Annotated in this window: 19 protein-coding genes and 2 pseudogenes; 19 read left to right on the top strand and 2 right to left on the bottom strand. The window is 57.2% G+C overall.

Translation table 11 applies throughout. The features are described 5' to 3' along the window. Positions 1-103 precede the first annotated feature (103 nt). Genes FE782_RS14065 through FE782_RS14055 form a run of 3 tightly spaced genes read left to right on the top strand, consistent with a single transcriptional unit; the run spans position 104 to position 2,454 of the window. Positions 104-1,042, top strand: a complete 939-nt coding sequence (locus FE782_RS14065; RefSeq protein ID WP_138194841.1) for a stalk domain-containing protein — start codon at positions 104-106, stop codon at positions 1,040-1,042. 24 nt (positions 1,043-1,066) lie between these two features. After that, positions 1,067-1,882, top strand: a complete 816-nt coding sequence (locus FE782_RS14060; protein ID WP_138194839.1) for a phosphotransferase family protein — start codon at positions 1,067-1,069, stop codon at positions 1,880-1,882. Then, positions 1,879-2,454 (top strand): Crp/Fnr family transcriptional regulator, encoded by a 576-nt coding sequence (locus tag FE782_RS14055; protein ID WP_138194837.1) that lies wholly within the window; start codon positions 1,879-1,881, stop codon positions 2,452-2,454. Before FE782_RS14060 ends, FE782_RS14055 begins: the two co-directional genes overlap by 4 nt. Here FE782_RS14055 and FE782_RS14050 read toward each other — a convergent pair. Continuing rightward, positions 2,432-3,166, bottom strand: a complete 735-nt coding sequence (locus tag FE782_RS14050) for a DUF4386 domain-containing protein (protein ID WP_138194835.1) — start codon at positions 3,164-3,166, stop codon at positions 2,432-2,434. The two genes, FE782_RS14055 and FE782_RS14050, sit on opposite strands and share 23 nt — an antisense overlap. A gap of 151 nt (positions 3,167-3,317) precedes the next feature. Here FE782_RS14050 and FE782_RS14045 point away from each other — a divergent pair, with 151 nt between their 5' ends. The 8 genes and pseudogenes from FE782_RS14045 to FE782_RS14015 all read left to right on the top strand — a co-directional run bounded on the left by FE782_RS14045 (position 3,318) and on the right by FE782_RS14015 (position 17,340). Next, entirely contained in the window at positions 3,318-4,469 is a 1,152-nt protein-coding gene (locus FE782_RS14045) for a sensor histidine kinase (protein ID WP_138194833.1), read from the top strand. Beyond that, complete coding sequence (locus FE782_RS14040) at positions 4,466-5,098, top strand: response regulator (protein WP_138194831.1); 633 nt, start codon at positions 4,466-4,468, stop codon at positions 5,096-5,098. The genes FE782_RS14045 and FE782_RS14040 overlap by 4 nt, the downstream gene beginning before the upstream one ends. 107 nt (positions 5,099-5,205) lie before the next feature. Beyond that, positions 5,206-6,138: an ABC transporter ATP-binding protein gene (locus FE782_RS14035; RefSeq protein ID WP_138194829.1), complete on the top strand. Its 933-nt coding sequence runs from the start codon at positions 5,206-5,208 to the stop codon at positions 6,136-6,138. Positions 6,139-6,150: 12 nt separating this feature from the next. Next, positions 6,151-7,428, top strand: coding sequence for an ABC transporter permease (locus FE782_RS14030; RefSeq protein WP_138194827.1), 1,278 nt, complete (start codon positions 6,151-6,153; stop codon positions 7,426-7,428). Positions 7,429-7,431: 3 nt separating this feature from the next. Further along, positions 7,432-8,538 (top strand): ABC transporter permease, encoded by a 1,107-nt coding sequence (locus tag FE782_RS14025; protein ID WP_138194826.1) that lies wholly within the window; start codon positions 7,432-7,434, stop codon positions 8,536-8,538. Positions 8,539-8,814: 276 nt separating this feature from the next. Then, a pseudogene (locus FE782_RS33295) lies at positions 8,815-9,624 on the top strand (choice-of-anchor L domain-containing protein); the annotation flags it as partial. A 6-nt stretch (positions 9,625-9,630) separates the two neighbouring features. Continuing rightward, a complete protein-coding gene (locus FE782_RS14020) occupies positions 9,631-16,305 on the top strand; it encodes an S-layer homology domain-containing protein (RefSeq protein ID WP_158299396.1) in 6,675 nt (2,224 codons plus the stop codon). Positions 16,306-16,905: 600 nt separating this feature from the next. After that, a complete protein-coding gene (locus FE782_RS14015; protein WP_138194821.1) occupies positions 16,906-17,340 on the top strand; it encodes a VOC family protein in 435 nt (144 codons plus the stop codon). Between the two features lie 339 nt (positions 17,341-17,679). Here the strand turns inward: FE782_RS14015 and FE782_RS14010 are convergent, their stop codons facing one another. Next, positions 17,680-18,144, bottom strand: a complete 465-nt coding sequence (locus FE782_RS14010) for a GyrI-like domain-containing protein (RefSeq protein ID WP_138194819.1) — start codon at positions 18,142-18,144, stop codon at positions 17,680-17,682. A gap of 241 nt (positions 18,145-18,385) precedes the next feature. On the opposite strand from FE782_RS14010, the gene FE782_RS14005 reads away from it, so the two are divergent. From FE782_RS14005 to FE782_RS13970, 8 genes and pseudogenes are all read left to right on the top strand, one after another. Then, the gene (locus FE782_RS14005; protein WP_138194817.1) at positions 18,386-18,880 is read left to right on the top strand and encodes an effector binding domain-containing protein; all 495 of its coding nucleotides are present in this window, start codon (positions 18,386-18,388) and stop codon (positions 18,878-18,880) included. A gap of 176 nt (positions 18,881-19,056) precedes the next feature. Next, complete coding sequence (locus tag FE782_RS14000; protein ID WP_138194815.1) at positions 19,057-19,422, top strand: VOC family protein; 366 nt, start codon at positions 19,057-19,059, stop codon at positions 19,420-19,422. A 565-nt stretch (positions 19,423-19,987) separates the two neighbouring features. Continuing rightward, positions 19,988-22,385: pseudogene (locus FE782_RS13990) on the top strand (heavy metal translocating P-type ATPase); the annotation flags it as partial. A gap of 36 nt (positions 22,386-22,421) precedes the next feature. Next, positions 22,422-23,273 carry a DUF8832 domain-containing protein gene (locus tag FE782_RS33455; protein ID WP_500690495.1) on the top strand — a complete coding sequence of 284 codons (852 nt, stop codon included), beginning with the start codon at positions 22,422-22,424 and terminating at the stop codon, positions 23,271-23,273. Then, positions 23,274-23,531, top strand: a complete 258-nt coding sequence (locus FE782_RS13985; protein WP_138194812.1) for a metal-sensing transcriptional repressor — start codon at positions 23,274-23,276, stop codon at positions 23,529-23,531. A 56-nt stretch (positions 23,532-23,587) separates the two neighbouring features. After that, complete coding sequence (locus FE782_RS13980; RefSeq protein ID WP_138194810.1) at positions 23,588-24,286, top strand: DUF2306 domain-containing protein; 699 nt, start codon at positions 23,588-23,590, stop codon at positions 24,284-24,286. A gap of 422 nt (positions 24,287-24,708) precedes the next feature. Beyond that, entirely contained in the window at positions 24,709-24,942 is a 234-nt protein-coding gene (locus FE782_RS13975) for a hypothetical protein (RefSeq protein ID WP_138194808.1), read from the top strand. 3 nt (positions 24,943-24,945) lie between these two features. Further along, positions 24,946-26,742, top strand: coding sequence for an ABC transporter ATP-binding protein (locus FE782_RS13970; RefSeq protein ID WP_138194806.1), 1,797 nt, complete (start codon positions 24,946-24,948; stop codon positions 26,740-26,742).

The raw sequence follows: 26,742 nt of genomic DNA, 5'->3' as shown, positions 1-26,742 counted from the left end.
GCGCCTTTTTTTTCTGCCGCCGACCGCGTTGGCGTATGGGGAAACTTTCCATGTCTGGGGGCGTATATAAGGATACTTTAAACCGGTCGAGGAGGTTTTCATTATGGGACGCAAATCGGCACTGCTGCTAGTTTTCTTAATGGCCTTAACGAGCCCGACCGCCGCGGCGCAAGACGATCCGCCGGCGGTAACGGTCGACGGAGAGATGATCCTGTTTTCGCCGCCGCCCCTTCTAGTGGACGGAGTAATGCTGGCGCCCGTCAGAAAGCTTCTTGAGTCCATAGGCGCAACCGTAGAATGGGATCATGAAGCCAGAGAGGTCGTCGGGAAGAAACTCAATCGAAGCATCAGAGTATTGCCCGACGCCGAGGTTTTGATCGTGGAAGGAGACGCGGAGGTCAGCTTACAAAATCAAGTGAAAATCCTCGACGGGACATTATATTCCTCTCTTAGGGCTTTGTCCGCCGGTTTCGGAGCGGGAGTGACGTGGGACGAGGAGCGTCGAAGCGCAAACGTGGAGACATCGCTCGTATACGTCGAGGATGAAGACTTTAACTACATGATGGAACGAATCATCGATCATAGGGAACAACTGCAAGACGAATATGGTTTCGTTCCTCTCTCCGGATGGAGCGTCGACGGGCAGGCTGAGATCGTATTCCGGAAATACGGCGAACATGAAGCGCAGATAAGTCCGGAAGAACTGAACGAGATTCAGGGCTCGATCTTCCGAGTCGCAGGGACGGCGTTTCCGTTGAAGCTGCATCAGTTCGTAATCCCCGAGGAAGCCGATATCGAAGGGGTTATTACGGAAATCGACGAGCGAACGAATCGGATTCTTATTGAAAACCCGGATTTGACGGTCGGGGACCCGAATCATCCCGAAGCGGTTTGGATTTCGCTGACGGACGATGCCGTCGTGAACTATAATGGAGACACAACGCGTTTGGAAGTCGGACTAAGGGTAAGGGCATGGTTCGCTGGACTGATGCTGACATCGTATCCAGGTCAAACCGGATCGGTGAAGCTGGAAGTATTATAAATCCGGACGACAGGGGGATGAGGGATGAGCGCACTTGGCGCGGGAAGAACCGCGGAAGTTTTCGAGCATGGAGCGGACAAGGTCGTGAAGCTGTATCTTACCGGCTTTCCTAGAGATTCCGTCGAATACGAGCATGAGATGAGCCGGATCGTCGCCGACCTAGGCATCCCCGCGCCGAGAGCTCTCGACATGGTCGATACCGAAGGGCGGCACGGCATCGTATTCGAACGGGCGGAAGGCTCGACGCTGCTCCAGCAGATGCTTCGTCATCCCGGCGAACGGAACCGGTTCGCAAGGGAGTTCGCGGATCTGCATGTATGCATTCACCGATGTCAAGTCGATGCCGGAAGGCATCCGTCGCTGCGGGTCCTGAAGGCGGAGCTCGCCCGAAACATCCGCAACGCGACGCAGCTCTCGAGCGATATAAAGACGAAGCTTCTGCGCCATACGGAGCGGCTGCCGGACGGGAACGCGGTCTGCCATGGTGATTATCACCCGGACAATGTCATCTCCGGCGAGCGGGCCTGGGTCATCGATTGGATGACGGGTGCGATCGGAGATGCGGCGGGGGACGTCGCGCGAACGCTGCTCTTATTTCGATACGGAACGCCGCCCGAAGATTTACCGCCCGACGCGAAAGAAGCGCTTCGGCGGGCGAGGAACGAATGGAGCGAAGCTTATCTGGAACGGTACCTCGAGTTATCCGGGTTGACGCTTCGCCGCATCGAGGAATGGACGCTCCCGGTGGCGGCCGCCCGATTGACGGAAGGGATCCCGGAGGAAGAGAAAGCGCAGCTGCTTCGGCTGATCGAAGACGCGACGAGGGGACCGAGCGAATGAAGGAAATCTTGAAAACGTATTTGACCCGCTACACGAGTCTCGACGAAGCGGCGCAGCAAGCGATCTTAGACGATCTTCGGGTCGAGGAATACAAGAAGGGAACGATCCTTCTGAAACAAGGGGACGTTCCCGACCGTTGTTATTTCGTATTGAAGGGTTGCGTCCGGCAGTATACCGTGGACGAAGACGGAAGAGAGCTCACTTCCGAGTTCTATACCGAAGAGCAAGCGATCGCGATGTTCCACCGCCATCGGGGGGACCCCGCATCCGAGTATACGTATGCGTGTCTGGAAGACACCGCGGCGGTCGTCGGCGCGCTGGACATCGAACAGGACATGTACGATAAACACGCCCAGCTGGAAGGGATGACGCGCCGCATGATCGAACAAAGCTTCGGCCATATGCAAGAGGAATTCGCCGCCTTCGTCGCTTCCAGCCCCGAAGAGCGCTACATGTCGCTGCTGCGGAAGCGGCCGAACTTGATCGACCGCGTTCCCCAACATCAATTGGCGAGCTACTTGGGCGTGACCCCCGAATCGTTGAGCCGGATCAAGCGACGGGTCCACCCGTAGGCGGCGCCTGCGCCGGGGCGGACGATAGCTTCCCTCCCTTGAACAACAGCCACAAGCCGAAGCCGAGCTCGCCCGCGACCATCGGGACCATAAATACGGTCTCCAGCGCGGCCACGATTCGATCGGACGAAGGAAGGAACGCGTTTCCGATGTGAATGACTGCATAACCGACGGCGGCGATCAGCAGCAGGATGCTCCACAGCTTCGGAATGCGGTTCGATCGGGAAGAGACCCAGCCCGTCACCCACAGATGCGCGCCGAACACGATCAATCCCATCGACCAGATCGAATCGAAAGCTTCCAGGAACAAATTCGTCAGCGCGTGAAGCTGTTCCGGCGGGAAGGACGACGTATCGACGGCGCCGCTCGCGAGGAGCGACGACACGAACAGGCACGCGATCGCGACGCCTAGAATCGCGGCATACGCGAGACGAAGCCAAGCTCCCAACAAGGCGAGACGGGGCCGAATCGGCTTCAGAAACACATAGAACGCCCAAGCGACAACGACGTCGAGCATCAAGACGACGAGCCAACCGAAGAGCGCGGCGGCGAACAGCGGAGCCGACGATGCGATATTTTCGTAAGTCGCTCCGGCATCCCCCGGAATTACTAGGTTTCCATGGACGTAGCCGTACGAGAAGCCGGCCGCGATCGCCATCCCCAGCAGCGACATCCCTGCGACGAGCGCGGAAGCCCGCAGATCCGAATTCATTCGTATTCCCCCCAGGTTCATCATGCATTCATTGTAGACGGAGACCGCCGACCTTACATTGACTTAAGTCAAGGGTGGGAAGAAACAGGAGAAGCGAAGGAGCGGAGAGAATAGAATAGATATCGAACCATAAAGTAGGTGAACGGAGCTCATGCGCTCGTATTGGGCTTGGTTGGCATGGTTGGGCGCCGTGTGGGCGGCGGCGCTGCTGCAAGGCGGGGCGGAAGCGGCGCCTCGAGGCGCGCTGGGCTGCGCGCTGTTTTTCGCGTGTTATTTCGCGTCGCCGCTCGTCTTTCGCCGGCCGGCGGCGTTGTTCGCGCTGCTCACGGGCGCGCTGCTGGCCTCTGTCGCCGCGCTGCCCGGCATCGGCGCCGCGGGGGCTCTCTACGCGCTGCTCCTCGCGGCGTACTTGGCCGGGGAAGCCGTGTACCGGCTTCCCGGCCGTTTCGCGGCGGCGTTCGGCGCGCTCGCCGCCGCGGGGGCGACGGCGTCGGCTTGGCTCGACGCCGCCGATTCGGCGCGGGCGCTCCCCGCCGCCTTCGCGTTGTTGTTCGCGGCTGCGGCCGCGGCCGCGCTGACGCTGTACCGCCGCGAGCGGTCGGCGAACGTGGAGGGCGGCGCCCGGTTCGAGGCGCTGCTGAGCGAGTACCGCAAGCTCAAGCGGCAAGCGAAGAGCGGCGAAGACGCGGCGCGCGCGGAGGAGCGGACGAACGTCGCCCGGCAGATCCACGATTCGGTCGGGCATAAGCTCACCTCGCTGCTCATGCAGATCGAGATGTTCCGCCTGAACGCGGCCGGCGAGCATCTCGCCGCCGCGGAACAGATGAAGCGGCTCGCGCAGGACAGCCTCGAGGAAACGCGCCGCGCCGTCAAGACGCTGCAGGAGCAGGAGCAAGGCGGCCTTCCGGCGTTGCTGCGCCTGATCCGCAACCTGGAGGCGGAGAGTTATCTGCAGGTCGAATTTACGGTTCGGCACGGCGCGCTCTCCGTTCCGCTCGGGAACGAGCCGTCCATCGCCGTCTACCGCGCGATTCAGGAGGCGATGACGAACGCGATGCGTCACGGCGCGTCGCGCAAGGTCGGCATTCTGCTCGAATCGCCGGGCGGCCGCGTCTTCCGGTTCGAGGTGTCGAACGACGCGGACGGCGGGCCGGAGCAGCCGGTTCGCGAAGGATTCGGACTGACCGCGATGCGGGAGCGGATCGAGAAGGCCGGGGGCGAGCTTACGCTCGTTCGCGCGGGCGGACAATTCCTGGTGCGAGGCACGTTCAAGCTGGAGCAAGGGGAGGAGCGAGGCCGATGATTCGGATTTTGATCGCGGAAGACCAGACGTTAGTGCGCCACGGCTTGAAAATGATGATCGAAACCGATCCCGAGCTTCGGGTCACCGGCGAGGCGTCGAACGGCCGAGAGGCGGTCGCGCAATGCGAACGCCAAGCGTTCGACCTCGTCGTGCTGGACATTCGGATGCCGGAGATGGACGGCTTGGAGGCGGCCCGGCATATCGTATCCCGTTGGCCGGACCGCAAGGTGATGATGCTCACGACGTTCAACGACGACGAATACGCGCTCGAAGCGCTCAAGATCGGGGCGAGCGGGTACATGTTGAAGGACGCCGATCCGGCGGCGCTCATCCGATCGATCCGAAGCTGCTTGTCGGGCGGCTTGTCGCTGGAGGAGCATGTGGCGGCCAAGGTCATGCCCCGCCTGTTGGGGAAGACGGAGACGAAGCCGGTCGATCCGTCTTTGACGCCGAGGGAGCTCGACATCATTCGAAGGGTCGGAGAAGGCCGAAGCAATAAGGAGATCGCCGAAGAGCTGGCTCTGTCCGTGGGCACGGTGAAAAACCATATCAGCCTCGTTCTGGATAAGCTGGAGCTGCGGGATCGCACGCAGCTGGCGATTTACGCCATCCGGCATGATTTGATATAAAGTGACCGAAGTCATGGTCGCGCCGATAACGAATGACCGAAGGCAGTGGGAGCACTGTCTTTTTCTATGTATATTGAAGTCAATAGCCGCTTAGGAGGAACGTAACGATGCTGGAAACGGTCGATCTGCGCAAAACTTATAAAACCAATGTCGCGGTAGACAATGTCAATCTATATCTCGACGCGGGCGAGTCGGTCGGTCTGCTCGGTCCGAACGGGGCCGGAAAATCGACGACGATCTCGATGATCTCCACCTTGCTGCGCCCGACGTCGGGAGACGTGAAGCTGGACGGGCGGAGCGTGGTCCAAGATCCGAAGCACATTCGAGGCGTCCTCGGCGTCGTGCCGCAGGAGATCGCCCTATACGAGGAACTGAGCGCGCTCGAAAATTTGCAGTTTTTCGGACGAATCTACGGGTTGCGAGGCAAGGCGCTCGACCTCGCCGTAGAAGAATCGCTGGAGCTGGTGGGCCTCAGCGAGCGCAAGAAGGAGCGCATCAAGACGTATTCGGGCGGGATGAAGCGCCGGATTAACATCGCCGCCGCTCTCTTGCATCAGCCGAAGATCGTTATCATGGACGAACCGACGGTCGGCATCGACCCGCAGTCGCGGAATTACATCTTGGAGACGGTGCGGCTGCTCAATCGGGAGAAGCGGATGACGGTGCTCTACACGAGCCATTACATGGAAGAAGTGGAGCAGCTGTGCGACCGCGTGTACATTATGGACCACGGCAAGGTGATCGCTTCCGGACGCAAAGACGAGCTGAAGAGCATCTTGTCTTCGGAGGACACCATCTTCCTGCAACTGGAGGAGCCGTGCCCCGCGCTGGCGGAGGAGCTGCGGAGCGCCGAAGGCATTCGGCAGGTCGCGGAGGCGGACCAAGGGCTGAAGCTGATCGTGCCGAAGCAAAGCAAGCTGCTGGGCCGCCTGTTCCAGGCGGCGGAGAAGCACGGCGCGCAGATCGTGAACTTGAACGTGCAGAAGCCGAGCCTCGAAGACGTGTTCTTGCATCTGACCGGACGTAAATTGAGAGATTAGGGGGGAGGACGATTGACACCGTTTCTAAAGAAAGACGTGCTGTTGATCCTTCGCGACCGGAAGGAACTCGCGATTCTGATCCTGATGCCGTTCGTGCTGATCGCCATACTGGGCTTCGCGCTCGGCGACATGATTAACGCGACGGCGCCGACCTTGGATATGGGCGTCGTCGTCGTCGACGAGGAAGACGAAGCGGAAGGTTTGGCGCGTTTCCAGGAGGAGGTTCGGTCCGCGCCGCTCCCGGAAGACGCCAAGACCGCGCTGCTCGCCGCCTCCGAAGAGGTGCGGCCGCAGCGGCTGCTGCGGGACATGCTTGAGAGCGAAGCGTTGTCCGAGCTGCTGGCCGTATCCGAGATGGAGCTGGAAGCCGCTCGGACGGCGCTGGAACGGGACGAGGCGAACGCGATCGTGCGCATCCCGCCGAACTTCACGTACGATACGCTAAGGAAGATGCTGCTCGAGCGCGGAGATGGGGCGACGCTGGAGCTGGAAGCGTCCGAGTCGTCGCCGCTGCGGGCGGGCGTCATCCGGGACATCGTGGACGGGTTCGTCCGCTCGGTGAATTTCCAGACGGCGTTGGGACAGACGTCCGGCGCCGCTCCCGACGCGACGGACGCTCCGGCGGCCGCGACGGCCGCGGGCGGCGTCGAGTCCGTGTCTCGGTATAAGACTGTGAATTCACTGCAATATTACACGATCGGGATGGCCGTCATGTTCGTGCTGTACGTCGCTTCGTCGACGGCCGGCCGCGCCTTCCTGGAGAAGCGGCAGTACACGTTCGACCGGATGATCATCGCCGGCGCGCATCCGCTTCGCTTCCTCGGCGGGAAGATCGCGTCGGGCGCGATGCTAGCCTTCCTGCAACTGGCGGTGCTCTTCCTGCTGTCGAGTCTCATTTTCCAATCGTTCGCGGGGCAGCCGCCGCGGTTCTGGGCGGGTCTCGCCTTGATCAGCGCGGCGGCGGCCGTCTGCGTCGGCGGGCTGGCCGCGCTGCTGACGGCGATGAATTACCGGCTGCAGACGGGGACGGCGACGGATTTATTTTCCGGCATGATGGTGTCCTTGTTGGCCTTCCTCGGCGGCAGCTTCTTCCCGACCGCGCAGATGTCGGATTGGCTGAACGCGCTCGGCGGATGGACGCCGAACGGCGCCGCGCTGTCCTCGTACCTGCAGATGCTGCAAGGAGCCGATTCCGCCCGCTGGATGGATGACGTATACCGGCTGCTCGGGATGGCCGTCGTCTTCGCGGCGGCCGCCGTATGGATGTTTCCGAAGAGGAGGGACGGCTGAGCGATGTTTGCCATATTGAAGGTGCAGCTTCAACAGATGAAGCGAAACCCCGCCACGATGCTGTTAATGATCGTCATGACCGTTCTGTTTACGGTGGCGATGGGGGCGAACGCGGTTACCAGCGTGCCCGTGTATGCGTTCCATGATCCGGCGCTGTCGGCCGACGACGCCGAAGCTTGGCTCGAGCGGCTGAACCGGTCGGAGACGTTCGAGTTCGCGCTCACGCCTGAGGCGGAAGCGAAGGAGCGCGTCACCGAAGGGAAGGCCGAATTCGCTCTGCGGCTGCTGCCGGACGATTATCGGATCGTGGCGGCCGTCGACGACAGCGCTAACCTCCAGGCGCTAGCTCATTACGTTCGGACGGTGTACGAGGAGGAGCTGACGATTCGCGCGGCGGAGGCGTCGTCGGGCGGCGCGTCGATTCGCGGCGAGCTCGAGGAGCGCTTGGCCGCCCCGGCGCTGCGCGTCGCGTCGTCGGAGGTGGCGACGGAAGAAGATTTCAAGTACGACGCGAGGGTGCAAGCGCTGTTCGGATTCGCCTTGTTCTTCTCGATTTTCACGGTGGCTTACTCGGTCAACGCGCTGCTCGAGGAGAAGAAAAGCGGCGTCTGGGACCGCGTCATCCTGTCGCCGGTGTCCAAGACGTCGATGTACATCGGTCATCTCGTCAACAGCTTCATCGCCGGGTACGCGCAGATCGCCATCGTGTTCGTCTTGTTCCGCTACGTCTTCGGCTTCCCGGTCGGTGACAGCTTCGCCACGCTGCTTCTCTTGATCGGCGTCTACACGTTCGCGGTCGTGGCGCTCGGCCTGCTGCTCGCGGGCTTGGTGCAGACGCCGCAGCAGATGGCGGTGCTCATCCCGATCGTCGCGGTGAGCTCGGCGATGATCGGCGGCGCGTATTGGCCGATCGAGATCGTGACCAACCCGGCGCTGCTCGCCTTGGCCAAGGTCATCCCGGTCACGTACGGGATGGAGGCGCTCAAGGGCGTCGCTTACCACGGATACACGTGGTCGGAGCTGCTGCGGCCGGTGTCGTATTTGCTGCTGATCGGCGTCGCGTGCATGGGCGTCGGCATTAATCTGATCGAGCGCCGCGGGCGCGGGTAAGCATCCCGGAACCTTCTACTAAGAGGGTTCCGGGATTTTTTCTGTTGTCAGGTGAATCGGTCATTCCGATCGCAGAAATGGAAACAGACCTCGTTTAAAAAGGCAAGTATAAAAGTCATACATTTTTTTCTATTTTGTGTCAAAAATCGACAATTGGCGCGCGTCAAATGAACGTGCTTTACTCTTTTTCAGAATATATCATTGGTGATATATGGGATTATTTGCAACGAAGGTCGTGCGACTAATGAACTAGTAATTCTATGAGCTGGAGGTTGAATGATGGATTTCAGTAGTATTAGGAGAAAGAAAAGGACAAGTTTGGTCGGCTTGATCATTTTTTCGTTATTCGTTTCGTTCTTCCCTGTTGCTCCATCCGCGGAAGCGGCCGGAGGAATTTCGGTAACTCCACTGGCTAACGCTGAGGATGCGGAGCAATTGGTAGAAACTATCGTGGGGAGCGGTATTACGTATTCGAATGTTACGTTAATCGGCAAAGAGGCCGCATTCGGTACGTTCGTAGGAGGGGCGGATTCCGTTGGCTTCGCGAGCGGGATCATTTTAAGCACTGGCAATGCGGTGAATGTTGCAGGTCCGAATGATGATCCGGGTATATCCGTGTCACACGGTACGAATGGGGATCAGGAGTTAACAGATCTTGCGAGCAGGGAAACATACGACGCAGCGATCTTGGAATTCGACTTTATTCCAAACGGGGATAACATTTCCTTCCAATACGTTTTTTCTTCAGAAGAGTATAACGAATATGCGAATTCGGATTATAACGATGTATTTGCTTTCTTCGTGAACGATATGAATAGGGCATTAATCCCTGGGACGGACACGGCGGTATCTATTAATACCGTTAACGGTGGTAATGACCAGTCCGATCCAGTTAATGAAGAATACTTTATTAACAATGACTTGGACGAACTTACGGAAAGCGAGTTGTTGGACATTCAAATGGACGGATTGACCGTCGTTATGTCCGTGTCCGTTCCGGTGAATAGCGGTCAAGTAAACCATATTAAACTAGCAATCGCAGATGGCATGGATAATACACTCGACTCCAACGTTTTCATAAAAGCGGACAGTATGAATGACCGCCCTGCGAAGCCTGGAGAATACAATATCATCGAGAAAGAATTGCAGGACGATGGCGAGTACGAGATTTACGTGGAACGCCAAGACGGAAGCGACGGTACCGTTACAGTAAAGTGGGGTGCAATGGATGAGTCAGGTACCAGCGTCCGAGACGGGACTCTAACGTTCGGGGATGGCGAGACGGGGAAATACATTAAAGTACCGGCGACTACGAAAAAAGTAGTTCTTACATACCCGACGGGAGGATCGAAGATCGATCCTGAGAGCGAAGAGAAACTGCTCGAAGATATTCCTGATAAAGGTGCCAGCGGCAGCGCAGCCCCTGCACCTGAAGATTTGAAAGCCAATGCTACGACGGATATCGTCACGGTTGTGAATGTGCCGGCCGGAGCGACGGTGAAGGTGTACGCGGCAGACGGCGTAACGGAACTCGGTACGGCGACGAACGGCGGGTCCGAGGTTGCAAGCGTTCCGGTGCCGATCGTCGCATTGACGGTCGGCACGGAGCTTAAGGTGTCGATTACCGAAGTGGGTAAGAGCGAAAGCGAGAAAATTTCGGTAACGGCCGTGCAGGAAACGACAGCGGCGCCGTTGACGAACGACATTCAAGCGAACGCAACAACCAACGAGGTAACGGTCGCAAACGTGCCCGCGGGTGCGACGGTGAAGGTGTATGCCGAGGACGGCGTGACGGTCATCGGAACGGCGACGAACAATGGCGGCACGACCGGCCAGGTGACAGTGACATTGAACGTCGATCTGGTGAACGGCGACAAAGTGAAGGTCACGGTCAAGGAAGCGAACAAGAACGAAAGCACGCCGGTAACGGCAGCTGCAACACAAGAACCGTCCACCGCTCCATCGGCGAACGATGTTCAAGCGAACGCGACAACCAACGAAGTGACGGTCGCGAACGTGCCGGCGGGCGCGACGGTGAGGGTGTACGCCGCGGACGGCGAGACGGTCATCGGCACGGCGACGAACAATGGCGGCACGACCGGCCCGGTGACCGTGACGTTGAACACGGACCTTGTGAACGGCGACAAAGTGAAGGTCACGATCACGGAAGCGAACAAGAACGAAAGTACGCAGGTAACGGTGACGGCGACGCAGGAACCATCGACGGTACCGTCCGCGAACGACATTCAAGCGAACGCAACAACCAACGAGGTAACGGTCGCGAACGTGCCTGCGGGTGCGACGGTGAAGTTGTACGCCGAGGACGGCGTGACGGTCATCGGCACGGCGACGAACACAGGCGGTACGTCTGGTCCAGTTACGGTGACATTGAATTCGGACCTCGCGAACGGCGATGAAGTGAAGGTTACGATCACGGAAACAAACAAGAATGAGAGCGCGTCGGTAACCGCGACGGCGACGCAGGAACCATCGACGGCACCGTCCGCGAACGACATTCAAGCGAACGCGACAACCAACGAAGTAATGGTCGCGAACGTGCCTGCGGGGGCGACGGTGAAGGTGTACGCCGAGGACGGCGTGACGGTCCTCGGCACGGCTACGAACACAGGCGGTACGTCTGGTCCAGTAACGGTGACATTGAGTACGGACCTTGTGAACGGCGACGAAGTAAAGGTCACGGTCAAGGAAACAAACAAGAATGAGAGCGCGTCGGTAACCGCGACGGCCAAGCAGGATCCATCGACGGCACCGTCCGCGAACGACATTCAAGCGAACGCAACAACCAACGAGGTAACGGTCGCGAACGTACCAGCAGGCGCGACGGTGAAGGTGTACGCCGTGGACGGCTTGACGGTCATCGGCACAGCTGCGAACACAGGCGGTACGCCCGGCCCGGTAACGGTGACATTGAACACGGACCTCGCGAACGGCGATGAAGCGAAGGTCACGATCACGGAAGCAAACAAGAACGAAAGTGCATCGGTAACGGTAACGGCGGTTCAAGAATCGTCGACCGCACCATCCGCGAACGATGTTCAAGCGAACGCAACAACCAACGAAGTGATGGTCGCGAACGTGCCTGCGGGGGCGACGGTGAAGGTGTATGCCGAAGACGGCGTGACGGTCATCGGCACGGCGACGAACAATGGCGCCACGACCGGCCAGGTAACGGTGACGTTGAACACGGACCTTGCGAACGGCGACAAAGTGAAGGTCACGGTCAAGGAAGTGAACAAGAATGAGAGTACACCGGTGATGGTAACGGCAGTTCAAGAACCGTCCACTGCACCTTCCGCGAACGACGTGCAAGCGAACGCGACAACCAACGAAGTGACGGTCGCGAACGTGCCGGCGGGAGCGACGGTGAAGGTGTACGCCGCGGACGGCGAGACGGTCATCGGCACAGCTACGAACACAGGCGGTACGTCCGGCCCGGTGACGTTAAACGTCGATCTGGCGAACGGCGACGAAGTGAAGGTCGCGATCACGGAAGCGAACAAGAATGAGAGCACGCCGGTAACGGTAACTGCAACGCAAGAATCGTCCACTGCACCGTCCGCGAACGACATTCAAGCGAACGCAACAACCAACGAGGTAACGGTCGCGAACGTACCAGCAGGCGCGACGGTGAAGGTGTACGCCGTGGACGGCTTGACGGTCATCGGCACAGCTGCGAACACAGGCGGTACGCCCGGCCCGGTAACGGTGACATTGAACACGGACCTCGCGAACGGCGATGAAGCGAAGGTCACGATCACGGAAGCAAACAAGAACGAAAGTGCATCGGTAACGGTAACGGCGGTTCAAGAATCGTCGACCGCACCATCCGCGAACGACATTCAAGCGAATGCAACAACGAACGAAGTAACGGTCGCGAACGTGCCTGCGGGCGCGACGGTGAAGGTGTACGCCGCGGACGGCGAGACGGTCATCGGCACGGCGACGAACAATGGCGGCACGACCGGCCCGGTGACGGTGACATTGAACGTGGACCTTGCGAACGGCGATGAAGTGAAGGTCACGGTCAAGGAAGCGAACAAGAATGAGAGTACACCGGCGACGGTTACGGCAGTTCAAGAACCGTCCACTGCACCTTCCGCGAACGACGTGCAAGCGAACGCAACAACCAACGAAGTGACGGTCGCGAACGTGCCGGCGGGAGCGACGGTGAAGGTGTACGCCGAGGACGGCGTGACGGCCCTCGGCACGGCGACGAACACGGGCGGCACGGCTGGTCCAGTAATCGTAACGTTGAGCACGGACCTGGCTAATAATGACCTTCTCAAGGTAACTCTCGCGTTCCCAGACAAGAACGAAAGCGTACCGGTTGACATTATTGCTTTTCAAGAGAAGAGCGTATGGCCGGCGGGAGCGTTTGTCAAAGCGAATGCAACAACGGATCAAGTATCTGTACATAACATCCCTGTGGGTTGGATCGTCTCGGTATACGGACTGAACGGGTTGCCTGCATTAGGTACGGCGGTTCAGACCGGCGGAGCGCAGGATACTGTAACGGTGTCCGTCTATGGTTTGAGGAAATACGATGTCATTCGAGTGACGGTGACTCAGAACGAGAAAGACGAAAGCGATCCGGTAGAGGCGATTGCGACGCAGGATCAGAGCGCGGCACCGACAGCGGATCAGGTGCGGGCGAGCTCCTCGCTGAAGCAAGTTTTCGTTAACCGAGTGCCCGGCGGTACGATCGCGAGCGTTTACGATGCGGAGACCATGCAATTGCTCGGCTCTAACGCGAACGCGGAATCATCGGAATCCATGGTGACGGTAACGATGGCGGTATACGAAGTTCCTTCCGGCGCGAAGCTGCACGTTACAATGACGGAAACGGAGAAAGACGAGAGCAATCCGCTGACGGTATTCGCGGATATGGATCCAAGTCCAGACGTTCGCCGCGAGCAGGTAACGATTCACCCGGAACGTAACGAAATCGTCGTGAAACAGGTTCCTGCAGGCGCCACCATTGTAGTTTACGATGAGAATGGTAACGAAATCTACCGCGAGACGAACAATGGTATGGAAGCGACGGACCTCACCGTCGGAGGATTCACCCCGGCGATTACGCCGGGCAAGCGGGTCGGCATCGCTGCGATTCACAAAGACTACAGCCCTAGCACCACACTGTCGTTGACCGTTCCGTTACAACTTGGTACCATAACGGCGGACGCATTAAACGGCACGGTAACGGTTCGGGACGTTCCGGCAGGAACGACGGTTACGGTATACTATGCTGAAGGTCGGAAGATCGGCGAAGCGGAAAATAACGGCACCAATTCCGGTCCAGTTGTGGTAAAACTCCAAGGGAACTTAAACGATGGAGATATCCTGCATGTGACGACGCGAGCAGTCAACGGACTGGAAAGCGATCCGATCGAGGTGAAGGCATCGGTTACAGACGATCAGGCGCTTAACGAAGCAGCTAGACAGCTGCGGATCGAATACACCGAGGGAGATACGTGGGAGAGCGTGACCTCATCCGTATTCCTTGCAACGGTTGGCGCCTACAATACGAATGTAGCTTGGACAAGCAGCAAACCGGACGTCGTTACGATTCCTCAGACTGGCGACAGTACGATTACGACGAGCGTCCATCGACAAGCGAAGAACGAGAGCGTCATCTTGACGGCCGTTCTCACGAAGAACGGGAAGCAGAAGATCCGCACGTTCCTGCTCGTCATAAAACCTGTCGGCGGGACGAAGCAAGAGGACACGGGGTATACGCGAAACGTTGAAGTCAAGGACCAAACGGATGCAGCTACGAGCGTTCCGGTCACGCGGATCAACGTCGTGTACGCCGACAACTCGACATCAAAGATCGACAAGGTGGTTCTGACGCCGGATCGCGCAGCAGCCGTCGTCGCCAACGCAGGCGCTACGGGTAACGTATCGACGATCGTCATTGATGAATTGCCTGGAGACGAGGCTGACGAAGTGGCGGTGGAATTGCCGACCACGTCGGTGGAAATGCTCGCGGATAACGCGTTTGCGTTAAACGTGGAGACGGTGTACGGGACTATTAGCTTAGATGCGGCGGAACTGAGCAAGCTGAACGCGAGCGGTACGGATCTGTTCTTCCGACTCGTTCCGATTAAACAGGAGACGGAGCAGGAACAGATTCGAAATGCAGTACCTCAGCAATACCAGATGTTGGGTCGTACGTTGGAAGTGGAAACGAACTATAGCGGTTACGAAACCAAGCTCATGATTCCGTTCCTTAAGAACGGCATCGATCCGAGCCGAATTGTATTAAACCGAGTGAAGGTATACATCGAACATAGCGACGGCGAAAAGGTCATTCAACAAGGTACGGTCGTGTACAACGCGAACGGCACTCCGGTCGGCATCGAGGTTACGATTCATAAGTTCAGTACTTTCACGATCGTACAAGACCAGACAACGGAACCGACGCCAGCGCCGGGGCCAAAGACGGAGACGGTGGAAGCAGCCGTCGAGTCCGGCAGCAATTCGGCGAAGATCTCTGTCATTCGGACGGAGAAGCCGGACGGCAGCAAGAAGGACGAGTTGACACTTACGAGAACGCATGCGGAAGAGGCCATGCAACGGGCGGTCGACGCAGGCATGAAGGAAGTGTTGATCTCGATTCCGGATAAGAACGATCATGTGTCGGAGACGAACGTAACGGTACCGCTTGATGCGGCACAACGATTGGGCGAAGCGAACGTTCAGCTGATCGTGGACGCGGCGGGCGTTCGCGCTAAGCTTCCAGAGGCAACGTTGCGTCACGCAAAACAAGATATTCTGCTGCGATTCTTACCGGTGAAAGATCAAAGCAAACAAGATGAGGTATGGGAACGAACGGTCGCAAACGAGGAAGTATCTGAGCGAGCGAACGGACTAGTCGTCCAACGGATCGGGCGGACGATTCGACTGGAAACCAACCTGAATCAACCGATGACGGTTGTGGTGCCGCTTGCGGATGATATGACGGAGAGCGTCATTAAGCAACTGGCGGTGTTTATTGAGAGCAATGGCTCCGCAGCATTGGCAACCGGGCGATTCGTGGATTTGGGCAACGATCGCTTCGGGATTGAGGTTGAAGTTACAGGCAGTGCATCTTTCACGCTGATCCAGTTCGCCGCTTCAGGCAAGACAAGCTCGCACTCTGCGTACATTCAAGGGTACCCGGATGGGGAGTTTAAACCGGGCCGCGAAGTAACGCGAGCGGAAATGGCAGCACTATTTGCGCGCAACTTAGGCGGCAAAGGCTATACATTTATGCCGGGCGCATCCTTCTACGACGTGTCGGCGGATCACTGGGCCGCGCAAGCGATCGAAGTCGTGAAGGCTGCCGGTCTCATGATCGGGGGCCCCGATGGCAATTTCCGTCCGGATGAGATGGTAACGCGCGCGGAGATGGCGCAGATGAGCGCACGATTAAAGAGCATGAAGTATGAGTCCTCGAAACGGACATCGGACAACTTCGCAGACGTTGGCGAGCATTGGGCGGCCGGGGCAATCGATGCGGTTCAAACCGCTGGTGTTATGAAGGGCTACGAGGACGGCGACTTCCGACCGAACCGTTCTTTAACCAGAGCGGAAGCCGTAACGGCAATCAACCGATTGTTCGAGCGCGGTCCGTTGTTCGGCGTTGTAACGCCGACTTGGGCGGATGTCCCGACTAGTCATTGGGCGTTCCGAGACATCGAGGAGGCAAGCGGAAACCATAGCTTCACGCTTCGCCCCGAGGGCGGAGAACAGAAAGTAGAATAAACAATGCAAGAGCCGTTCTTGGCGGACAGTTCGCCGGGAGCGGCTCTTCTTGCGTGACTTGGCGTTATTGAAACCGTAGTTTAGTGGTGGAAGGAGGCCGCATCGTCAGGACGGTGGCCGCCTGCGCGTAGCGGCGACGGAAAGCACTTCCCGGCGAGGTGTGCCGCATTGCGTACACCGACGTCGCTGTTCAAGGAAAATATAGTTGTAGACTAGCAAAATAAAGTTATAGACTGAGAAAATAAAGTATTAGATTATCGATGCGGTATTGAGCTAACAGGCCACTACATACGTATCCTGCAATACCTGATGCTGGTATAACAAATTAACTTGAACTTAGGTTCCAATTGTTGCTACTAATGAGAAAGGGCATAATTATTTTTGTGATTTAGGAGATCAATGGTGTCAGCCTATTTTATTGATTCACAATCGGAGGAATTCAACGAGGACGAGGTGGGAGGTTTCTTTCCATGTGCGAAAAAATTTAAATACAGATACAGGATCCCTTAAATTCTAATTTGCTAATTTTTTGGAATGTGTATAATTTCGACGAGTTCTATCGTTAATTATACAGATCCATTTTCAAAGGAGGAAATTCTTATGTCCAAAACAGTAGCCAAGGGAATCAATGCAGTCTATTTACCAGTGACTAGTCCATTAAGGTCATCGGAATGGTACGTCAATTACTTAGGTTTAAGCCTGTTAATGCCAGTAAATGCGGATTCCACGCAAGCACAACTGGGGTTCTCAAATGGGCAAACGATCTTTCTCATTCGGACTAAACACCAACAAAATGCAAACTACCTGGAGGTAGGAGGTACAGAGCAATGTCCGATAACAATCGAGGTGGAGGAATTCGATCACGTATTTCGGACTCTTCAGTCAAAAGGATTAAAGCTTGACCCAATCGAGGATAACGGTGATTGTGGAAAAAACTTTTATCTTTATGATCCAGATGGTAATAAAATCGACATGTGGAGTGGCTGGCCGTCTGATACCTCAGCTCCATCATCAATTATAGGCACCGGAGTTTGATAATGACATAAATTGACCATCTCAATTTCACCTGTCTGGCAACAACTATGACGAGGCTGCTGGCGGATCGATCGGCGGCCTCGCTGCGTTAACGGGAGTTTCGTTGAATACCAAATAAAAAATAGTAAGGAGTAAGGTAGGTTCGATGTTCGTTTAATTGAATTCCATTTCAGATAAAAATGTGTTCGAAATCCGAGTTAATGGCGATTAGGTTTCCACTGACGGAGACGGGAGCGCCGTAGCGACAGGCTGCCAATATCAACCTCGGCCTGTTGAGCTATCAAGCGGTTTAATGCAAAAAACACCCACCAACCAGTGATTACTGGTGGTACTGAATGGTTATGAATTTTCTTGAGGTTTAAATGGAACATAAACATCTGCTGAGTAATCATTCGATAAAATATTAAAACTGTCGGATTGTCGTTCGACTACGTATCCGTGGTCATAATGACCATTATTAAGAATCCAAGTATGTAACAAAGAATATGTATTACCAAAATTAACAGCAGAGCCATTGTGGGTATAAGTTACATATCTTTGTTCGGGAATATTTAGAACAAACATACTTTCTGGAATTGTGTTAGCTAATTCAGATACTTCAGCCACTACATACCAAGTTGGAACTTTATCGGATTCTTGAGGTTCATGCATTATTAGTCCTTTACCCGTACGATGAGGGATTTCATTTATCCGTTTTTTAAAGTCTTCAATGGCTTTAGGTATTTCGGTGGGATTCTGATCACTTGGACAGGAGTGTTTTGTTCCAATTGCCAAAAACCCCCTCAACACAATTTCACAAGACATGTTACCATCATCTCTCTTTCATATGTATTGTACAATCCTAATATTCACCATAGAAATTGAGAATCCTTCCAGTGAAAACCCAATTCATATTCAGCTAACGAAGAACGAGAGCGCGGCGGTGGAGCCAATCCACCGCTTATTTCACGTTACTTCTATTCGTTCCATAAATGGGAGGATATTGCAGGTAATTTTTCCTTATATGTCAAAGTTATATGGGGTCAAAATATTAGAAGGGAAATGAATGAACTTGACAATGAATTTTTCTTTGCCAGAGATGGAGGCTGCGATTATTGAGCACGGTGAGTTGAGGTTAATTGGTATTCCGTGCATTGGACTTCATGATATGAGTGGTAAGTACCATCATGCGAAAGACAGCTTGCTTGGGCTTTCCGCTAATATGCCCCAAATCGTCGACGCTTCCGTTCAGTATGGCATGTGGCCGCAGGTACCTGGACAGGATTTACCAAATACACATGCATACATTTTGTGCGTAGAAGTCACCACTTTTGAAGGTGTACCGGAATGGTTTGCTCGCATGACCATTCCAGCGCAACGCTGCGTTGTTGTCGCGAGTAAAAGCGGGGATTTTGAAGGTGCTGGACGAGTAATTGAAGCATATATTTCGGAGCATGGTATAACAGTAGATGCTCTAGAACGTGACTATACAATATGCGAACGATACCGTTATGATGCCGAAGGGTTCGCGCGATATTCTTTACCGATAGTTTCCGAATAAGCTTTACGAAATGTTTGATTGACTGAAAGATATTGAGCGTGACGATGGATCCGACCCACCGTTCTATTCGAATTGTTGCGTGGTTCGCTCATGCAGAACGGAATAATCAAGAAGGTGTTTTGCGGTATGTGGGGAAACAGAAAAGGAGAGTGTTACACCAATAATGGAGGTGCCTTATGAGACTAAATAAAGCTTCCCAAACCTTGCTTGTATCGGATGTGAGTATATCCCAAGAGTATTACCGTGATCAACTTGGCTTCAAAATTGAAGGTCAGTTTGTAGAACGGGATGGGGTAAGTTTTTTAATCAAAAAAGCTGAGAATAAAGAATTAATTAGACCCAATCACACGGTTAACGGATTTATGGAAAGTTTCATTTGGGTCGATGGCAACGTTGATGAATTTTATGAAGAATTTAAGGCGAGAGGAGCAAAAGTTGAAGAGCCGGTCACACGAGATTACGGGATGAGGGATTTTCTTGTTTATGATTTAGATGGTTATCGCTTTTGCATTGGTGGACCATTAAACTACTATGAAAAATAAATCAGGAGAGGCCTATAAAAGGCAGCACTAAAGAAGACGCAGCTCATTCGCTTTTTTTTTAAAAAGGGGAGAGCGCCCGATTAGGATTATCGGAGAGTGGACTGGTTCAAGAGGCTTCTGGTTCTGTAATTGTAGCGGTATAACCTAGTCCTTCAAGTCTGCGGAGAGCATGCGAACAACCAGAGTAGGATTAAGAAAAGCTGCTTGGATCAATACATCCAGTATAGTACTTTATTTTCCTTGAACAGTCGCCCGCATGAGCAAATTTGGCAAAAGCTCCGCATGGACATGTGACCGAAAAACTCTGACTACTCGCTGGATGGAATCCAACGCGGTGTGGTCGGAGTTTTTGTTTTGGGGGAGTGGGTTACACTGCACAGCGGGAAAATGCGCTGACCGCTTACCGGGGGTGTAGGCGGCGGAGAGTGCACATACTCCGTGCCTACAGCGCAGCTTTGCGCGCGCACCGCAAAAGTTTGCGCCCGGGCGCGCATCGTTTGCGCGTTGGCTGACCGCCCTCCGGTTTAAGATAGGTTCATCCTAAGATCAACTGGAGGAAACGAAGATGAAAGAAGTCATACTGAGCGTCCGCGGCATGAGCTGCAACCACTGCGTCCACTCGATCCTGAACGGGCTCGGCAAGCTCGGCGCGTCGGCGATCGTCGACCTGGAGGCGGGAACGGTGACGGTACGCCACGACGAGGAGCGACAGCCGCTGCAAGCCATCATCGCGTCGATCGAAGAGTCAGGCTACTTCGTCGAGAAGTAGGGTGACCCCATTGAGCCAAACGCTGGAACGGCAAGTGACGTTAGACATTACCGGCATGACCTGCGCCGCCTGCGCGACTCGCATCGAGAAGGGGCTCAATCGCTTGGACGGGGTGCAGGCGACGGTCAACCTGACGATGGAAACCGCGCGAATCGAATTCGTACCTGCGAAGACGACGGTCGGCGACATCATAAGAGCCGTCGAGAAGATCGGCTATAAAGCGGCGCTGCGCGCCGAAGCCTCGGACGACGGCGTGCGCCGGAAGCGGGACATCCGCATCCAGCAAGCGATGCTGCTGCTCTCGACCCTGCTTACGCTGCCGTTGCTATGGGCCATGGTCGGCCACTTCGAGTTCACGTCGTGGATCTGGGTGCCCGAGAGATTAATGGATCCCTGGGTGCAGTTTTGGCTCGCGACGCCGGTGCAGTTCTTAATCGGCGGACGCTTCTACGTCGGGGCGTTCAAGGCGCTCCGCGGCGGCGGCGCGAACATGGACGTGCTTGTCGCGCTCGGCACGTCGGCGGCGTATTTCTATAGCTTATACGTCACCTTGGCCGAGCGGCCGTCCGAGCTGTATTACGAAACCGGCTCCGTGCTCATCACGTTCATCCTGCTCGGGAAGCTGTTCGAGACGGCGGCGAAAGGCCGCTCCTCCGACGCCATCAAGAAGCTGATGGGGCTGCAGGCGAAGGAGGCGACCGTTGTTCGCGACGGCGAGGAAGTTCGCATCCCCGTCGAACGCGTGGAGATCGGAGACCTCGTGCTCGTCCGTCCCGGCGAGAAGGTACCGGTCGACGGCATCGTGGAAGAGGGCGGCTCGGCGGTCGACGAGTCGATGCTGACGGGGGAGAGCTTGCCGGTCGGGAAAACCGTTGGCGACCCTGTCTTCGGAGCGACCCTGAACAAGAACGGAGCTCTCCAGGTGCGCGCGACGAAGGTCGGGAAGGACACGGCGCTTGCGCAAATTATCCGCGTCGTGGCGGAGGCGCAAAGCTCCAAGGCGCCGATTCAACGGATCGCGGATTCGATCTCGGGGTTGTTCGTGCCGATCGTGCTCGCGATCGCCGCCGCCACGTTCCTCGCGTGGTACTTCCTCGCGGAACCCGGGAACATCGCAGGCGCATTGGAAAAGGCCATCGCCGTCCTCGTCATCGCCTGCCCCTGCGCGCTCGGTCTCGCGACGCCGACCTCCATCATGGCGGGCTCGGGACGAGCGGCCGAGCTCGGGATCCTGTTTAAGGGCGGCGAGCATCTCGAAAACACGCATCGCGTGACGGCGGTCGTCCTCGACAAGACCGGCACGTTGACGAACGGCAATCCAGTATTGACGGACGTACGGATAGAGCCCGGCTTCGCGGAGGCGCAGCTGCTCGCTTGGGTCGGCGCGGCCGAGAAGCGTTCCGAGCACCCGCTCGCCGAAGCGGTTACGGAAGGGATCAAGAGCAGGGGGATACCGGCTGCGGAAGCCGAGTCGTTCCAAGCCGTGCCCGGACACGGGGTCGAAGCGTCGGTCGAAGGGAGAAGCATCGTCGTCGGAACGCGGAAGCTGCTGAGCGAGAAGGGCGTACGAATCGAGCCGCATGCCGAGGAAGAGATGCGACGGTTGGAGGCGATGGGGAGAACGGCGATGCCGATCGCCGTCGACGGGGCGTATGCCGGCTTCCTCGCTGTCGCCGATACGTTGAAGGACACGTCGAAGGAGGCGGTCGCCCGGATGAGGCGGCTCGGGCTCGACGTGCTGATGCTGACCGGCGACAACCCGCGCACCGCGCAAGCGATCGCGGCTCAAGCCGGCATCGACCGCGTCCTGGCGGAGGTACTGCCGGAAGGGAAAGCGCAGGAGGTGAAGAAGCTGCAGGAGGCCGGCGCCGTCGTCGCCATGGTGGGCGACGGCATCAACGACGCGCCGGCTCTTGCTACGGCCGATATCGGCATCGCGATCGGCACGGGCGCGGACGCGGCCATCGAAGCCGCCGACGTGACGCTGCTTCGCGGCGACCTGAACGGCATCCCCGTCGCGATCGAGATGAGTCGGAAGACGATGGCCAACATTAAGCAAAATTTGGTCTGGGCGCTAGGGTATAACGCGCTGGGCATACCGGTCGCCGCCTTGGGATACTTGGAGCCTTGGGTCGCCGGCGCCGCCATGGCGCTCAGCTCGGTATCCGTCGTACTCAACGCGCTCCGGCTGCAAGAAGCGAACAAGGCGAAAGACGAGGGAGTGGAAGGAATGAACGGAAAGATGCAATTCGCGGTCGTGATCCTGCTCGCCGGCATGTCGTTCTTCGCGGGGTACGGCTTCGGGCGGCAGGACGCCCCGGTGGCGCCGGCCGCGCAAGCCGCGCAAGCACCGCAAGCTTCGCATGGACACGGAAATGAGAGCTCATCCGCTGCCGCGATCAAGACGACGGCCGTCTGGACCGTCGAGAACGCCGTCGCCGGCGAAGAAACGAAGCTTCGGATCGACATCAGCGGAGAAGCGGGCGAACCGATCGAGCAGTTCGACATCAGCCATGAGAAGCTGATGCACTTGATCGTCGTCAGCAAGGACTTGTCCTACTTCGATCATATCCATCCGGAGTATCGCGGCGGCGGAACGTTCGACATCGCGACGACCCTCCCGGCAGGGGGCGAATACAAGCTCATCGCGGATTACGTGCCGAGCGGCGGCGAGACGACGACGGCGACGGAGTGGATTCGCGTAGACGGACCGAGCAAGGAGGCCATCCCTCTAACGCCGGGCGGCGGACACGCGAAGACGGCGGAGAGCATCCAAGTCACGTTGGAAGACGATCACCCCGTATCCGGACAGGACTTCGAGTTGACGTTCCGGATCGCGGACAGCAAGTCGAAGGAACCCGTTACCGACCTTGAGCCTTATCTCGGAGCCGTCGGCCACGTCGTCATACTAAGCGAGGATACGGAGGAGTATCTCCACGTCCATCCGATCGACGAGTCGGCGTCGGGGCCGGAGGCAAGATTCGCCACGAACTTCCCCTACCCCGGCGTCTATAAGCTATGGGCGCAATTCCAGAGGGACGGCCAAGTGATTACCGTACCGTTCGTCGTCGAGGCGGAATAGATGAACGAACGGACGGAGCTCCTTCTCCGGTTACGCGAGATCGAGGACCGCATCCGCGACTTGAAGAACGGCGTCAAGAACGATCTCTCCTGCGACGAGGCGCTGATTCGCATCGCGGCGATCCAGGCGGCGTTGCGCGAGGTAAGCGGAGGGCTGTTCGAAGACCACTGGCGCCGCTGCGTCGTCTCGCATATCCGAGCCGGCGATGCGGACGCCGTCGAACGATTCATGCACAGCGTCGCCAAAGTGCTAAGGTAACGCCTCGGACCGGGAAGGGGACGACCGGAAAATAATGACGAAAGGGTGCTTTACTCGTGCAGCTTACCTTCGACATCCTTCGCGGGGTGCATATCTTTGGCGGTTTTCTTGCGCTCGCCGTATTTTGGATTCCGATCGTAACGAAGAAAGGCGGGCGCGCGCACAACCGAGCGGGGCGGATGTACGTGGTCGCGATGGGGGGCGTGTCGGCGACCGCGTTTCTAATGGGCGCGTACCGGTTGACATGGGATGCGGGTCCTGACGCGGATGCGATTCCGTTCGCTTGGTTTCTTATGTTCGTTTCCATCCTAAGCGCCGCGACGGCATGGTACGGGATCCGCGTGCTTCGTCACAAGCGGCGGACGGCCCCGCATCGGAAGCCGCTCGATTTGCTCTTCCCGGCTTTATTGTTCGCTTCCGGGGTCGGCATATCGGCTTACGGTTGGGCCATCCATTTCCCATTGCTGCAGTATTTTCCGATCCTCGGGTTGTTCTTGGGCGGTACGCAGCTGTTGTACTGGCTGACCGTGCCTGCGAAGAAATCGCATTGGGCGGTAGAGCACATCGTCGGCATGCTTTCGTGCTGCATCTCTACCATCACGGCGTTCCTGGTGTTCGGAGCCCCGAGGCTGCTCGGCGTGGATTCGGTCAACCTGCTCGTCTGGTTTTTGCCGACGATCGTGTTTGTGCCGCTCATCATCGGGTTCGCCAATGTCTATAAGAGGAAATTCGACGATAGGAGGTTGAAGATATGATTCGAGAGAGTATATTGGAGCTCATCGGGTACCGAAAAGAGGACAGAGCTTATTTCGATTGCATCGCGGGCATGTTCGGGTGGGCGTAGGCGGGAGAGGGAGAGAAAGCCATGATTCGGAAAGAAGTCGCCGTCGTCGGCGGGGGGCAAGCGGGACTAGCGATTACGCCCAGAAGATGTGGTCGGCTGCCCGACGCGGAGCTTCTTGCGAGCTTCGCAACGGGAGGACAGGTAAAAATACAAAAGCGTAGGGCCGGGACGGTGCGATTGGGCATCCGACCCGGCTCTTTCTTTTGCGTCGCCGGTAGCTTTTTGCGCGGGGGACGCAAGCTTTTGCGGGCGGCGGTTCATTGTTTGCGCGTTGCGGTCCGTCGCCCGCCGTTATGATTTTCATAACGACATAGCAACGTAAGGAGAAGGAACATGCGAAGCGACAAATGGATGGATCGGTTCGGCATCGCGAGCCAAGTCGGGTTGTTGATCAGTTTCGGCGGAGCGCTCTGCATCGAGATGACGGGCGCCGACGAGTGGAGGCGCTGGGTGGGCGTATGCGCGGCGGTTTCCATAACGGCGGCGGCGTTCGCGGCGATCGTCTACGTGCGGCAAATCGCGAAGAATAAGAGAGCCGCCCGGACGCGGCAGCGGGAAGGAGCGTAACCGATGAGCGTCTACCAACGATTCAAGCCGTATGTGCGGAGGCAGCGCAGCCTCTATGTCTTAGGGTTTATCGGAAGCCTCTTCCGCTTCCTCATTCCGCTGTCCGTGCCGATCGTCATCAAGCATTTGTTCGACGAGCTGCTCCAGAACGACGCGATTCCGTACGCCGACAAGCTGCAGCAGCTGTTCCTCATCACGGCGGTCGTGCTGACGGCTTTCTTCTTCGTGCGGGGACCGATGGAATACGTCAGGCAGTTTTTCCTGCACAAGGCGAACAACAATATCATTAAAGAGCTGCGGACGGACGCGTTCCGCAAGGTGCATACGCTGGACGCGAAATACTTCGCGGATCGGAAGAGCGGAGAGATCGGCACCCGGTTTTTCGACGACATCGAAAAAATCAGAGGCTACATGACCGCGATGTTTTCGAACGTGTGGATCGAGCTGACCGTGCTCGCCTTCGTCGTCGGCATCATGTTCGCGCTGAACGCAAGGCTGACGCTGCTGGCCGCGCTGCTCGTCGGCGTCCAGTTCGCGCTGGCGCATCTGTTCGCGAAGCGGCTGAAGCGCACGACGCAGCAGATGATGAGCTACCGGTCGGTGCTCAGCGGGTTCATTTTCGAGAAAATACAGGGGGCCTTCCTCGCGAAGCTGTTCCAAGCCGAACAGAAGGATAAAGAAGAATTGAACCGGCATCTGACCCGGTACGAAACGATGACGGACGCCCAAGCGCGGGTGAACGCCGTGTCGCTCGCCGCGGTGAACGTCTTAAGCGACGCGACGCCGTTCCTCGTCGTGCTGGCCGGGAGCATGCTCGTCCTTGACGGCACCTTAACGCTCGGCGCCCTGATCGCGTTCTTCGCTTACGTCGACCGGATGCGGGGACCGGTGTCCGCGCTCGTCGGAGCGTTCCCCGCCATAACGGAAGGCCGCGTCGCCATGACGCGCATCTTCGAGTTTCTAGACACGCACGCGACGATCCAAGAACCGAATGCCCCGCACGAGCTTCGCGAGTTCGAAGGCGGCATCGAGTTCCGGAACGTATCCTTCGGCTATCTCCCGAACCGCCGCAATCTCGATAACGTGTCGTTCACGCTCCGCAAAGGGAAGACGTACGCGTTCGTCGGAGAGAGCGGGGGCGGCAAGAGCACGATTCTGCAGCTGCTTACCCGGATGTACGACGCGGAGCGCGGGGAAGTGCTCATCGACGGAGTAAACATCAAACGTCTGTCGCTTGCGAGCGTGAGGCGGCAGATGGGGATCGTCACGCAGGAGAGCTTTCTATACAGCACGTCGATCAAGGACAACATTCGGATCGGGAAGCTCGAGGCGACCGACGAAGAAGTGGTCGCTGCGGCGAAGCTGGCGTATGCGCATGAGTTTATCGCCGCCTTGCCGAACGGATACGACACCGAGGTCGGCGAGCGGGGCGTGAAGCTGTCCGGCGGGCAGAAGCAGCGGATCGCGCTGGCGCGGGTGTTTTTGAAGAACGCTCCCATCTTGCTCCTGGACGAAGCGACGAGCGCGCTGGACAACGAGAGCGAGAAGCTCGTGCAGCGGTCGGTGCAAGAGATCGGCCGGCAATCGACCGTCATCATGATCGCGCATCGGCTGTCGACCGTGCTCCATGCGGATACGATCTTCGTCGTGAAGGGCGGCCGCATCGTCGAAAGCGGGAGCCACGACGAATTAATGGGAAAAGGCGGGTATTACCGAGAGCTGTATGCGGAGCAAAACCCAACAGATCTGGCGCCGCCGCCGTCGCTCTTCCCGTTCGACGTCGCCCAGGCGAGGGGGTAG

Source organism: Paenibacillus antri (genome assembly GCF_005765165.1).
In the GTDB taxonomy this organism is placed as follows: Bacteria; Bacillota; Bacilli; order Paenibacillales; family YIM-B00363; genus Paenibacillus_AE; species Paenibacillus_AE antri.
The sequence above is the reverse complement of the archived record's forward strand: the minus strand, read 5'-3'. Positions and strand labels throughout refer to the sequence as shown.